Consider the following 13,393-nt stretch of genomic DNA (forward strand, 5'->3'; position numbering starts at 1 on the left):
TGCATACGGCAGTCTAACTTACGTCTCCCCTCTCCCCCAAAAGGGGGCGAGGGGAGACGTAAGTTAGACTGCCGTATGCACGTCGTTCACTTCATCACCCGTTTAATCCTCGGCGGGGCGCAGGAGAACACCCTGTTCACCTGCGAGGGCCAGCACGCGGCGGGCGATCGCGTCACGCTGGTCACCGGGCCGGGATTGGGCCGCGAGGGGTCGCTGATGGACCGCGCCCGCGAGGCGGGGTTCGAGGTGGTCGAACTGCCGGAATTGGTCCGCAACCTGCGTCCGCGGGCCGACTATCGGGCGATGCGGGCGTTTGAGCGGTTGTTGGTGGGTTTGAAGCCGGATCTGGTGCACACGCACTCCGGCAAGGCGGGCATCCTGGGCCGGGCGGCGGCGGCGAAGGCGGGCGTGCCGGCGATTCACACGGTGCACGGGCCGAGCTTCCACCCCTTCCAGAATCCCGTCAGTCGTGCGGCGTTTCGGGCGGCGGAGCGCTGGGCCGGACCGAAGACCGCCCACTTCATCAGCGTCGCCGACGCGATGACGGATCAGTACGTCGCCGCCGGCATCGCTCCGCGGGAGCGGTTCACCACGATTCGCAGCGGCATGCTGGTCGAGCCGTTCCTCGATCCGCCCGCCGGCCGCGCCGCCGTCCGGGAGCGGGGGCGGGAGGAACTCGGTTTCGCTCCGACCGACGTGGTCGCCGCGAAGGTCGCCCGGTTGAGCGATTTGAAGGGCCAGCGCTTCCTCGTCGACGCCGCGGAGGCGTTGAAGGACCGTTCGCCGCAGTTGAAGTATCTGCTGATCGGCGACGGCCCGCTGCGGGAGGGGTTGGAACGCCGGATCGCCGCCGCGGGGCTGACGGATCGCTTCGTCTTCACCGGGCTGGTGCCGAGCGAGCGCATCCCGGACCTGCTGCACGCCAGCGATCTGGTCGTACACACCTCGCTGCGGGAGGGGCTGCCGCGGGTCTTGCCGCAGGGCTTGATCGCCGGCAAGCCGGTCGTCGCCTTCGATGCGGACGGGGCGCGGGAGGTGTGCCTGACCGGACAGACCGGCGTGCTCGTGCCCCCCAAAGACGTGCCGGCGCTGGCCGAGGCGCTGGCGACGCTCGCCGCGGACCCGGCGCTGCGGGAGCGACTCGGCGCCGAGGGACGCCGGCGCTTCACCGATCCGTTTCGGCACACGACGATGGTGCGACAGATTCGGGCGCTGTCGGCGGACGTCGTCGCCGGGAAACGCGGAACCGCCGTGGGCACGGGCGATTTCCCCCCTCTCCCCGGGAATTGATCAATTCGCCGGGGGAAATGATTGGAACTGGACGCCCGCCTCACTCTTGGATGCGATCGTCTCGCCCAGCGGGTACGCTGAACGGTTCGCGGAGGCGACCTCCGTCGCCCCGTCCAACGCCGTTCACCGTGTCCCCGTTCGGGTCCGTCCCCGGTGCCGCACCTTCGCATCGAGCCGACCGCGAACGGACCGGCGGTCGTCAGCGGCATCGCGGTGTTCGATCGCAACATCAGCGGCGAGAACGTCAGCGGCGAGGGGGAGGCTCGGGGCGCCGCCCGAGATTGCGACGTCGACCCGCAAGCCGGTCCGGTGCGGTTCATTCCGCTCAGCGGCGAGGACGCCTGCCCGATCGTCACCATCGGGCGGTATCCCGAATGCGAGGTGACGCTGGACATCCCCACCGTCAGCCGGCGTCACGCGCGCATCAGCCGCGGCGACGCGGACGAAGGGGGCGGGTTCTTCCTGGAAGACCTCGGGAGCCGAAACGCGACGTTGCTGCGGGGCGAGCCGGTGCAGGGGCGCGTGCGACTGCGGGATCGCGACGACATCACCATCTGCGGCGTGACGCTGCGGTTCGTCGCCACCACCCCGCCGCCGCAGTCCGGCGATGAGGGGAGTTCGGACGAATCCTTCCTCGATTCTCACCCGGGGGACGTTCCGGCCAACGACGCGGCGATGGTCACCGCCGACCCGGTGGAGCCCCGTGGGGAGTCGGAGGGGAACCCTGACGCCGCCGCCGGCCCCGGGGGCGCCGCACCGAGCGAACCGGGGGCCGTAGACAGCTTGAACTCCCCCACCGACGAGCACGACGAGAGCGTGAGCGGCGATCCGGCCGCTGCCCCGAACGCGGCTTCCCCGAACGCGGCTTCCCCGAACGCGGACGTCTCCAGCGGGCCGGAGCCGCCGGTCGAATCGTGGGAGTCGCGGCCTGCCAAGCTCTCCGAACCGGACGACCACTCGTGGAGCTCCGGCAGCGACGGCTCCCCGACGCCGGGGGACTTCGATTCGCGCTACGACTACAAGTTCACCGACGAGGCCGCCGGCGTGCTCGCGTCGCTGCCGGCCACGCGGATCGGCGGGGTCCGGCTGGACGTCAATCCCGAGGCGAAGCTGCGGGCGGTACTCTCCATCACCCGGGATCTCGCCGGCAGCGACGGGTTGGACCGGGTGCTGGATCGCACGTTGGCGTCCCTGTTCAAGGCGTTCCCCCAGGCCGACCGCGGGTTCGTCATGCTCGCGGAGAACCCCGGCGAGGAACCCTCGATCCGGGCCACTCGAATCCGCCCGTTGCTGGAATTCGGCCCGGTCGCCGCGCCCGGCACCGGCGGCGAGGGCGAGGTGCGGATCAGTCGAACGATCGTCAAGCGGGTGATGGACACCGGCGAGGCGATCCTCAGCCTGGACGTCGGGGGCGACAGTCGGTTCGACGCCTCCAGCAGCCTGATGGACCTGGATCTGCGGAGCGTCGTCTGCGTCCCGCTGCACGGCCGGGCCGACGAGCCGTTCGGCGTGCTGCAGTTGGATACCTCCGACCCGACCCGGCAGTTTTCGGAGGACGATCTCGACCTGCTGACGGCGATTGCCGTGCCGGTCGGCCTCGCCGCGGAGAACGCCCGATTGACGGTCGAAGCCGCCCATCGCCGAGAGGTCGAACGCGACTTGCAACTGGCGGCGCGCATTCAACAGGGATTTCTTCCGCAGGGTCCCCCGCCGCTGGAAGGCTACGAGTTCGCCGATCGCTATGAGTCCGCCCAAAGCGTCGGCGGCGACTACTTCGATTATATTCCGCTGCCGGACGGTCGTTTGGCGATCGCCCTGGGCGACGTGGCCGGCAAGGGGGTGCCGGCGGCGTTATTGATGGCCCGGATGAGTTCGGCGGCCCGCTCGCACCTGTTGGCCGCGGCGAACAAAAAGAGCGCCGATCTGCTGCCCAGCGCGGTCAAGCGTCTCAATATGGAATTAACCGCCGGCCCGATGGGGCACCGGTTCATCACCTGCGTGGTGCTGCTGCTGGACCCGAGAACGCATTCGATTTACGCGGTCAACGCCGGCCACATGGCGCCGCTGATTCGCACCGTGGCCGGCGCCGTCGAGCCTTTGGGGGAGATCAGCGGGGGCATGCCGCTGGGCATCGACGGGACGCAGAAGTTCACGGCTGCCAGCCGGACGTTGCGCCCCGGCGAGGGGGCGCTGATCTTCACGGACGGCATCACCGAGGCCGTTCGCGAAGGCGCCGGCAAGCACGCCCCCGCCGGCACGGGACTCGACGCCCGCGCCAAGGGCCTTTACGGCCGCGAGCGGCTCGCGGCGTTGTTCGGTCGCACCGCCGGGACGGCCGCCGAAGTGATGGCCGCCGTCAACGCCGACGTCGCCGCCTGGACCGGCTGCGGTCCGCAGACGGACGACATCTGCGTCGTCGCCCTCCGTCGCTCCGCGGCTCAGACGTCCGCGGGCTGACGGGGCGCCGCGGGGAAGACGTTTCGCTCTCCCGGGCGGTCAGGCCTCGGTCGCCGTGATCCTTCGCATCGGAATGGAAACGTCCGGGTTCGCGTAGATTTGGTCGATCATGGGGACGTACTCGTCGACGAAACGCTCGTTCTCGGCGAGGTCGCGAAAGACGGATTTCAGTTTCAAGAACGACAGTTTGTCGTGGCGAGTTCCCGCCGCGGCGGCGTGCAACGCGTCTTTCATTCCGTCGACGACGACGAGCGGCCGGCCGTATCGATCCGCGTGCTTGTCGCTATAGAGGCACCACGTCGCGATCACCAACGCCGCATAGCGAACGCTGCCGCCGCTCCGAAGGTTCGCTTCGACCGTCGGGATGAGGAACACGGGGAGTTTGCTGGAGCTCTCCAGGCAGATTCGGGACAAATCGTCTTGAATGTTCGGGTTCCCGAATCGTTCGATCAGGCCGTCCTTGTACGTGTTCAGGTCGATCCCTTCGACGGCCTCCAGCGTGGGCGTCGCCTCGACGTCCATAAATTGGCGGAGATAGGTCGCGAACAGCGAATCGGACACGCACTCCGCGATCGTGGCGTGGCCGTAGATCGATCCGAGCAGTCCCAGGACCGAGTGCCCCGCGTTGAGCAGCCGGAGCTTCATCGTTTCGTACGGCGTGACGTCCGGCACGAACTGGGCGCCGACCGTTTCCCACCGGGGGCGGCCGTTGGAAAAGCGGTCCTCGACGACCCACTGGCAGAACGGCTCGCAGGTGACCGGCCATTCGTCCTGGAGGCCGAACTCCTCATTGAGATATTGAATGTCCGCGTCCGTCGTCACGGGCGTGATCCGGTCGACCATGGCGTTGGGGAAGCAGACTTCGCTCTCGATCCACGTCGCCAGTTCAGGATCCTGCCGACGGGCGAAGCCGAGGACCATCTTCCGGGTTAAATCTCCGTTGTGCTGGATATTGTCGCACGATTGAACCGTGAAGGCGGGCAGCCCGGCGTCCCGCCGTTTGCGGAGGGCGGCCGTCAAGTATCCAAAAACCGTCCTCGGTTGAACCGGATGATCCACGTCGTGCATCGCGTCCGGATTGGAAAAGTCGAACTCCCCCGTGTCGGGATCGACGTTATAGCCGCCTTCGGTGATCGTCATCGAGACGATGCGGGTCGCCGGACCGGCCATTCGATCGACGGCCGCCTGCGGATCGTCGCAGCCCAGGAGAAAATCCATGACCGAACCGATCACCCGATTTTCGATTCCCCCGTCCGGGCGTTTGACGATCAGCGTGTAGAGATAATCCTGTTTCTCCAGGACCGCGGCCATCTTACGGTCCGCCTCCCGCAACCCCACGCCGCAAATACCCCATTCATACGCGTTCTCGCCCTGCAATAAGCCGTCCGTATAGCAGGCTTCGTGCGAGCGAAAGAACCCGCCGACGCCGATATGCACGATCCCCGCCTGCAGTCGGCTGCGATCGTATTCGGGGCGGGCGATCTCGTCGGGAAGCCTCGCGAGGTTTTGCTGGGTCAGCGGAATGGAGCGGCTCATGACGTCGGTCGTAGGTTTCGGAGCTTAGTGAGCCGGATGAACGTTCAGGGCTTTCTTGCGTCGTAGAACCCAATAGGCGGACGCGAAATAGGCGATCGTAAACACGAAGCTCCACGTGTAGAAGACGGCTACGTGGGCGTTGTAAGTCGCCAAATCCGGACTGCGGAACATCGTATTCAGCGCCAGCAGGAGGGTGAGTCCCAAACAGGTCCAGGCCAGGCCCTGCAGCAGCTTAGTCGCCGCCGTCCGATCGGCGACCGGCTCGCCCTCCTCGAGCGCCTGTTGAGCTTGGAAGTTCTGGATCGCGGCGTTTAATTCACGCTCTTTCGCCTCCTCGACCGGATATTTCTTGCCGGCGCCGGCTCGCTTGGCGAGGAACGTGTACAGCCCCATGGTGAAGAACCACGTCGGCAGGAACAGATAAAAGAACGACATGACGTTCAACGCGTTCAGTCCGAACCCGAACGCCAGCCCGGCGATCCAGGAGGCGACGGCCGGCGTGCTATGAGTCAAACGGCGATACGTCGCCCAGTACCGGGTCAATCCGATGCGCGGAAAGAGCTGATGCTCCGCGAAGACGATCGCGCCTACCGGCACCACCAGCAGCCCCGCGTAGGTCAACAACGGCAACATCTGACTGAAGACGAACGGGAAACAGGCGATCGCCACGGTGACGCAACCGACCGTGAAGGTGACCTTCTGCCGAGAGTAGTCGTGAAAAATCGCTTGGGCCGCCAAACCGGCTCGATAGAGATTCGCGTTTGCCGTCGTCCAGCCCGCGATGATCACGATGACGTATCCTGACAGTCCCAACGCCCGATACGCCACGTCGCCCGGATCAAGCTCGACGATCGAGGAATCCAGCAGGACGGCCGTCCCCGCCCCCATGATGCCCGCCGCGATCCAGGCGATATAATGGCCGAACAACATGCCGGCGCCGCTGCAAAGCCCGTATAAGGAACTTTTGGCGTAGCGTAGCAGCGCCATGTCGATCAAACCGAAATGCGTAATCGTATTGGCCGCCCAGGCGAAGCCGATCACTTCCCACAGGCCGATTCCCGGTTCCCCCTCGCTGTTCACGCCGGTCCAAATGGAATGATCGCCGATTGCGAGAAAGTCTCCGAACCCCGCGAGTTGCGTGCGGCCGAGGACCGAGTCCGCCAGCGCCGGAAACAGCGCCAACGCCCCGCTGGTGAACATCACCACCAGCCACGGACCGCAGATGCTCGAAAATTCGGCGACCGCGTTGAAGCCGTACATGGCGACCACGACGACGATCATCCCGACCGCCAGCACGATCAGCACGAACAGTCCGTCCGTCGGATACCATTGCAACTGCGCCGGGATGCCGAACAACAGTCGCACGGCCGAACAGGACACCGTGATCATCGCTGCCGAGATCACCGTGAAGATCAGGACGTTCGCCCAGTTATAAAGGTTGGTCATCGAGTCCCCCGCGATCTTATGCAGATACGTGTAGAGACTCAGCCGGGTCTGGACCGCGATCGGCGCCGTGATCAACGTCCAGCTCAGGATTGCGAGCACGTTCCCGACCAACAGGCCGATCAAAATGTCCTGCGTCGCGGCGCCCAGCGCCACGAACGTCGCCCCGATGACGAACTCCGTCGCGGCGACGTGTTCGCCCGCGTAGAGGCCCAGAAAATGAGTCCAGCCGTGCAACTGATGATCGGGAATCGGCAGCTGTTCCGACTTGATTGCCGCGATCGACTGCGGCGCCGTTTCTGTACTCATACCGGGTTGGCGATCATGATATTTAAAGAACGTCTTTCGGGGGAACTTCAAGAGGAGCGTCTCGGCAGGCTTTGAGATCGCCCGATTTTTCACCGGGGACCGCCCTCCGGCGATCCACCTTGGGCAGAGGTTCCGGAGCGGCCTCCAGCAGCAGGCCCGGCCCGTCCTCCGCTCGCCCCTCGGAGACGCCCAGTCGGCTCACCGCCGGTGTGACGAGGTCGCTCATCGCTCTGTGCTCGGGGGAATCGAAGGCATCTGCGCTTGCGATTGTGTCCGGGCCGCGCACAGCGGTCAAAGCGGCCCGGTTCGCGGCGTTCCTCGAAGTCGGTTCCCCGCTTCAGACCGACGCCCCGGCGCGTCGTCGCACCGCCCGCCACCCCATGCCCGCCCGGCGAAACACGGCTCGGTGGGCGAGGTAGGCGACCGTACAGGCCGCGAACAGCGCGGCGCCCTCCACCGCCCGCGACAGCGCCCGACCGACGGCGCCGCGCCCGGCCCGCAGAGTCGCCAACCGGTCTGACTGAAATCGCAGGTGCCAGACTTCGTCCCGCAGGACGTTGCGGCAGAGCGTCCGCAGGGTCGGGGAAGCGGTGGCCTGTCGCAGCGCCGCGTAATAGGCGAGCGCGACCCGCTCCGCGCTCAGCAGGACGACGATCGCCCACTCCAACCCGGCTTCGGAGGCGGGAATGAGATGCCGCGCCGCCCGGAACGCCGCCGCCGCCCGGCTCTCGCCGCGTTGCAGTCGCGGGACGCCTTCCGCATCGAGGAACCGTCCCAGTTCCGCCGCGTGGCGGTTCTCCTCGGCGAGGAACTCCCGCAGGGCGTCGGGATAGTCCGCGTCGCCGCCCGCGGCCACGTGAGCGGCCGCGCATCGCAGCAGGAACCGACCCGTGCCGCTCTCGCCCAGCTGAAACATGCGAATCGACTCGACGACCGCGGCTCGCTCCGCCGCGGACAACGTCGGCCGCGTCTCGCCCGGCGCACAGGGCCAGGGAACCGCCCACGGGTCCGCGGGATCGTCGCGTCGCGCTCCGTTCGCCCGGAAATAGGCCGTCCATTCCCCCGCTGACCACCGCCGCCAGTCTCGCTTTCGGTCTGTGTTGCAGAGCTTATCTGCAAATGGGGGGCGAGTCTCGAACGATTGCAGGCGGCGCTCGACGGCGTCGATCGTCGCATCCGGGGTGCTCGTCCCCGCGGTGAGGCCCACGACGGTCGACCCCGCGAACGCCGCGGCGTTCAGGTCGTCCGCCCCGACGACGCGGACGGCTCGCACGCCCTCCGCTTCGCACAGTGCGGCCAGTCGGGCGGTGTTGTGCGAGTTCCTCCCGCCGACCACCACGACCGTCGGCGTCCCGAACTGCGGGGACTGCCGTTTCAGCGTCTCGCACAATTCCTGCACGGCGGCTTGCCGGTCGCGCGTCGGTTTGCAGACGGTGTCCGCGACCGCCACGTCCGCCTGCGGATTGAGCCTTTGCACCGCCGTGATCGCCGCGACGGTGGTCGCGGGGTCGGTCGTGCTCTGCTGAACCACGCCGAGCCGGTTGCACGGCCAGCATCGCACCGCCGATTTGTCTCGAACGACGACGAACTGTTCTTCCGAAAGATCGCCGATGACCCCGTTCACCTCCGCATGCCCCGGCACGCCGACGACCACCACGAACCGCCCCTCCGCGGCGAACTCCGCGGCGGCGTCCTGCACCCGCCGGACCAGGGGGCAGGTCGTGTCGATCACCCGCAGCCCCGCTCCCCGCAGCGAAGCGAGGTCGCCGTGACTGGCGCCATGCGCGGTGACGAGCGCCGCGGCGGTGCGGACCGCGGCCGCGTCCCCCGGTCCCGGCAGCGAGCGGAACCCGCGGTCGGCCAACTCGCCCGTGACGTCCGCGTTGTGCACCAGCTCCCCCAGCACCGTGACCGCGGACGGCTCCCGCTCCGCCCGCGTCGCCGCGAGCGCATCCCGCACCCCGAAGCAAAACCCCATCGCCCAGGCGCGAACGACACGCAGCCTCTCGTTATTGTTCTGCAATGCAGAGTTATCGGGCGCGGGGAGGGCGTTTGAATGCTGCATATCGAGCCGTTCAGAAGGGGACGGGGACGCCGGGGTTAGCCTGCGAACCGCAGTTGCGTCGGATCGCGTTCGGCGGCGGGGGCGGCGTCGGCGAGGACGCGTTCCAACTCTGCGAGGTAGGCGAGGAATCGCACGCGGCCGTCGGGACTCAGTTTGCAGAGCGTGCGAGAACCGCGCCCGGCGCCCCGTTTCCACAACTCGACCAGTCCCGCCTCATCCAAGGCTGACAGGTGCCGGTTGAGGTTCCCGTCGGTCAATTGGCACAGATCGCGGACCTCGCCGAACAGCAGCCCGTCCGGGTGGGTGAGGAGCGAGGTGAGAATCCCCAACCGCGCCCGCTCGTGCAGCACGCGGTCGAGGCCGGCGTAGTCGAACCGCCCGGGGGCGGCCGGCCCGGTCGCAGCGGAGTGAGGGCGTGCGTTTTCAGCGGGCAGAGTCTCTCCGTCGGAGAGCTTCTCGGGGCGGCGGCGCTTCTTGGGGGCGGTCATCGGGTCACGCGGAGAACAAATCGGCCGGGTCGTCGAGTTCGCCCCAGCCTTCATGGCGGCCGGCGAGGCGTTCGGGGCGTTCCACCAGAAGGTAGAGCAGGCCGGCGGTGGCCCCCTGTCCGATGCCGAACACCGCCGGCAGGAACCACATCCCCGCTCCCAATCGCGGCGCCGCCAGACCGATGCACCCCGCCGTCAGATACCACGCCCCGATCGCCCAAAATGCCCGCGGCAACAATCGGGCGCAACTGCACACGCCCAGCCCGAACAGCAACGCCCACAGCCCCGGCAGGTTGAGGAGCAGCTCGGGACGCAGGTATTGAGCCACGAACGTCACCGCCGCTCCCGCCGCGACGCAGGGCAAAAACTGACCGGCGGCCGTCCAGACCATCGCCAAGCCGTACGACGACCCTTTCGCCCGCCACAGCATCTCCCCCGCCGCGACTGCGAAGCAGAGTCCCGCGACGACGACCCAAGCGTCCGGGGCGTAGACGATCGGCACGCCGTCGATGATGACAAGTTCCTCCGGCAGCGGAGCGAACCAGCCCGTCGCCACCGCCGCGACGGCGCTGAACCCCACGGTCAACGAGCGAAACCCGCGAAACGTCCCCGCCCGTTGACTCGCCGCCCGCACCGCGGCGACCTGCCGCCGCAGCACAGACAGCTCGGCCGACCCAAAGGGCGTGCCGAGCGACCCGATCAGGTCGTCGACGTCCGGCGGCGGGGCGGAGCGGGAAAGCGGCATGGGGATGACTCTCTGTTGGAGAGTATCCATCTGGGCGCCGCGTCCCGTCAACCCGGTTCGTGCGAAGCGGTCCGGCTCCCGGCGATCCGGTACGCTGGCTTCGTTCGTGACTCGCCCCGTTCGGAAGCTGAGATGCCCCCGGTCCCGCCGTTTTCCTCCCGGTTCGCCGTACTGTTGGCCGTGCTGCCGGGCCTCGTGAGCCTCGGCTGCACCGACGATCCCCCGTCCACCGAACTGCCGACCGCGGAGGTCGAGCCGCCCGGAGAAACCGAGGACGCCCCGCCGAAGGTCGGGCAGCCCGTGGAACTGTTCGACGGCAAGACGCTGGCGGGATGGGAGGGCGAGGCGGGGCTGTGGACGGTCGAGGAACTTGACGGCGTCCCGACCATCGTGGGGACCTCGCCGGGGCTGGATCACAACACCTTCCTCACGACCGAGCGCACGTTCGGCGACTTCGATCTGTCGTTCGAGATCAAGCTCACCCCGAACGAGGCGAACAGCGGCGTCCAGTTTCGCAGCGAACGCTTCCTCAAGAATGCGGAGGAGGGCGAAACGCCCGGCCTGGACAGCGAGATGCGCGGCTATCAGGCCGACGCCGCGGCCGGTTGGTGGGGCAAGCTCTACGAGGAAAGCGCCCGCGGTCTGCTCTATCCCGCCAAGGGGAACCCGGACCACGAAGCCGCCGAGGACGCCGTGATGCCCAACGAATGGAACCTCTACCGCATCCGGGCGGAGGGCGACCACATTCAGACGTGGATCAACGGCGAACCCAGCGTGGACCTCGTCGACCCGGAGGGCCGCAAAGAGGGGCTGATCGGCCTGCAACTGCACTCCGGCGACCCGCTGACCGTCCGCTTCCGCATGTTCCAGATGAAGACGCTGTGAACGCCGCGGCAGTCCGAGGCGCGAGCCGGGGTCCCGTCGAGCGATCGATGTCGCCCGGCTGCGGCTCGCGTCGCTGGCCGCGAGCGGAAGCCGGCTTCGATTACTCCCGCGTTCGCACCGCCGATTGCCAGTAGGACAGGTCGGCGAGCAGCCCGCGGGCGAGGTTTGCCGCGGCGTCCCCACGACCGCCTGCCGTCAACTCGTTCAATCCGTCGGCCACGTCATTGATCGACGCCTCCAGCACCCCGCGGGCCCGGCGCTCCCCGGGAGAACCGACGGGCGCATTCGAGGACACGGCTGCGTAATACCCCGCCGCCGCCGACAGCCCGCTCGCCGCGGTGAGGAACTGATTGCGGTTCGTTCGGCGGAGGGCGTCCAGATTGAGCTGCGGCGCTTGACGGGCGAAGTCCGCGGCGGACGTCGCCAGCCGCGTCGCCGCGGCCGCCGGATTCTGCCCGCCGCCGTTCCCCCCGCCGGGGGCTGCCGGGACGGCGCCGTGTAGCGCATCGTGCACCTCCTCAATCGCCGCGACGGCGGCTTGCGTCTCCGGGGTCGGGCCGGTCCGGCCGACCGACGCCTCAAAGATCGTTTGCCACTCGGACCAAGCTCGTTCGAACTCCACGTCCGCGGCGGCCACGGTTTCTCCGTCCGCTCCCTCGGCCAAGGCGGCAGCGAGCGCCAGCGAGGCTCCTTCAACCTGGGTCGCCGCGACGACAGGGTCGTCGCTGGCGGCGTTCGCCCCGTCAAACAGCGACGCGGCTCGAATGCGCGCCTGCAAGCCCAATAACGGGTCGGCGGCGGCGGCGTCGACGAGGTCCGCGGTTCGCTCCGTGAGCCGCGCGGCGAGCGCAAACAGGTGCAGGCGCTCCTCTCCGCCGACGGGGCGTCGGTTCAAGATTCCGGCTCCCAACGGCCCGCCCGGCTGCGGCAACCGCCCCCGCACCCCCCGCAATTGGTCGAAGCAGCCGTCCACCGCGAGGTGCAGCCGATCGATCTCCGCCGCCCGCTGACTGAGGTACGGCGAAGCGTTCGCCAGGTCCCCGGCCAAGCGGGGGACCGTCGCTTCGAATGCCTGGAAGGCGGCTTCCAACCGGGCGTAATCGCGATCGGACCAGACCGCCAACCTGACGGCGTTCGGGCCGTCGGCGCCCAACTCCCGAATCGAAACAAAGGTCGCGTTTTCCGGTCGGAACGCTTCCGCAAGAGCGACCGTCGACGCCGCCGCGTCTTCCGCGCGATCGGCCAGTCCGCGTGCCGCGTTCGTTCCGCCGGGGAAGTCCGAACCGGATCGGCGCAACGCGTATCGCACGTCCTGCAACTTGTCCGCGATCTCATTCAACGTCTGACGGGCGACGATCTGGGCGCCTGCGGCGTCCCGCAGGCCGCGGGCGACGTTCTGGTCGAAGGAGGCCGCGTTCGTTTGCTCGGGCACTGGTTGCACCGCGACCGGCCCGCCGGGAACGCCGGTGACCTGATAGCGCCCGGTCCGCAGGGTGGGGTTGCGCATGATGTAGACCGCCGCGTCCGCCGTCCCGGGCGGGTCCGCGGCGGCGAGGGCGTCGAACCCGGGATTCGGTCGCCCGAGCAGCGGATTCGTTCCCCCGCTCAACGGCCCGCCGCCGGACAGGCCCGGCGATCCGGGCGGCGCGTACGGCGAGGCGGGGCCGTACCAGCCCGGACCATACTGGCTCGGCGCCTCCGCCGATCCGGCGGGCCGCGGCGCGGGATTCGGACCGTACAGGCCGGACGGACCGCCGGCGGGAGGAGTCCCGGGGCGGACGTCGGGCGGATTGCGGCGCTGGGCCTCTGCGTCCCGCTCGCGCTCGCGCATCCGGTCCCGCTCGCGATCGAGTTTCTCTTCCAGATCCTCAAACCGCTCTTTGACGTCGCGGAGTTCCTTAAACCCTTTGATGAGGTCGTCGAAATCCTGTCCCGTCGCGGGGGCAGGGAGCAGCAGGGCGACGCCGACGGCGAGCACCAAGCCGACGAGAGACGCAAAGCGGGGCAGGCGGGGCATCGAGCCGGTCCAAAGGTGAGCGTGAGCCTCGAATCTAACGATGTTTCGACCCGGCCATCCCCGGGCAGTTCCCCATCACGAACTGTCAGGCGATGAACGAAGGGCTGCCGGCCCGCCGACCGGCCGTATGATGGCGCCCCGAAGGATCGCCCCCGCCC

10 protein-coding genes are annotated in these 13,393 nt (G+C 68.2%); 3 read left to right on the plus strand and 7 right to left on the minus strand.

Annotated elements, in window-relative coordinates; translation table 11 throughout:
* Positions 1 to 75: 75 nt before the first annotated feature.
* Both LzC2_RS16535 and LzC2_RS16540 read left to right on the plus strand, forming a co-directional pair.
* Positions 76 to 1,290, plus strand: a complete 1,215-nt coding sequence (locus tag LzC2_RS16535) for a glycosyltransferase family 4 protein (protein WP_171189038.1) — start codon at positions 76 to 78, stop codon at positions 1,288 to 1,290.
* Positions 1,291 to 1,443: 153 nt separating this feature from the next.
* On the plus strand, positions 1,444 to 3,747 hold the full coding sequence (locus LzC2_RS16540) for a SpoIIE family protein phosphatase (protein ID WP_171189041.1): 2,304 nt from the start codon (positions 1,444 to 1,446) through the stop codon (positions 3,745 to 3,747).
* Between the two features lie 39 nt (positions 3,748 to 3,786).
* On the opposite strand, the gene LzC2_RS16545 is transcribed toward LzC2_RS16540, so the two are convergent.
* The 6 genes from LzC2_RS16545 to LzC2_RS16570 all read right to left on the minus strand — a co-directional run bounded on the left by LzC2_RS16545 (position 3,787) and on the right by LzC2_RS16570 (position 10,333).
* Positions 3,787 to 5,283 carry a mannitol dehydrogenase family protein gene (locus tag LzC2_RS16545; protein ID WP_171189043.1) on the minus strand — a complete coding sequence of 499 codons (1,497 nt, stop codon included), beginning with the start codon at positions 5,281 to 5,283 and terminating at the stop codon, positions 3,787 to 3,789.
* Positions 5,284 to 5,307: 24 nt separating this feature from the next.
* Positions 5,308 to 7,035, minus strand: coding sequence for a purine-cytosine permease family protein (locus LzC2_RS16550; protein WP_171189045.1), 1,728 nt, complete (start codon positions 7,033 to 7,035; stop codon positions 5,308 to 5,310).
* Between the two features lie 22 nt (positions 7,036 to 7,057).
* Positions 7,058 to 7,261 carry a hypothetical protein gene (locus LzC2_RS16555; protein WP_171189047.1) on the minus strand — a complete coding sequence of 68 codons (204 nt, stop codon included), beginning with the start codon at positions 7,259 to 7,261 and terminating at the stop codon, positions 7,058 to 7,060.
* 111 nt (positions 7,262 to 7,372) lie between these two features.
* Positions 7,373 to 9,100, minus strand: coding sequence for a 4-hydroxy-3-methylbut-2-enyl diphosphate reductase (gene ispH / locus LzC2_RS16560; RefSeq protein ID WP_171189049.1), 1,728 nt, complete (start codon positions 9,098 to 9,100; stop codon positions 7,373 to 7,375).
* Positions 9,101 to 9,135: 35 nt separating this feature from the next.
* Positions 9,136 to 9,588, minus strand: coding sequence for a transcriptional regulator (locus tag LzC2_RS16565; protein ID WP_171189051.1), 453 nt, complete (start codon positions 9,586 to 9,588; stop codon positions 9,136 to 9,138).
* A gap of 4 nt (positions 9,589 to 9,592) precedes the next feature.
* Positions 9,593 to 10,333, minus strand: coding sequence for a hypothetical protein (locus LzC2_RS16570; RefSeq protein WP_171189053.1), 741 nt, complete (start codon positions 10,331 to 10,333; stop codon positions 9,593 to 9,595).
* Positions 10,334 to 10,465: 132 nt separating this feature from the next.
* On the opposite strand from LzC2_RS16570, the gene LzC2_RS16575 reads away from it, so the two are divergent.
* On the plus strand, positions 10,466 to 11,218 hold the full coding sequence (locus LzC2_RS16575) for a 3-keto-disaccharide hydrolase (protein ID WP_171189055.1): 753 nt from the start codon (positions 10,466 to 10,468) through the stop codon (positions 11,216 to 11,218).
* 100 nt (positions 11,219 to 11,318) lie between these two features.
* On the opposite strand, the gene LzC2_RS16580 is transcribed toward LzC2_RS16575, so the two are convergent.
* Complete coding sequence (locus LzC2_RS16580) at positions 11,319 to 13,235, minus strand: hypothetical protein (RefSeq protein WP_171189057.1); 1,917 nt, start codon at positions 13,233 to 13,235, stop codon at positions 11,319 to 11,321.
* Positions 13,236 to 13,393 lie beyond the last annotated feature (158 nt).

The organism is Alienimonas chondri (assembly GCF_013036045.1).
Classification (GTDB): domain Bacteria; phylum Planctomycetota; class Planctomycetia; order Planctomycetales; family Planctomycetaceae; genus Alienimonas; species Alienimonas chondri.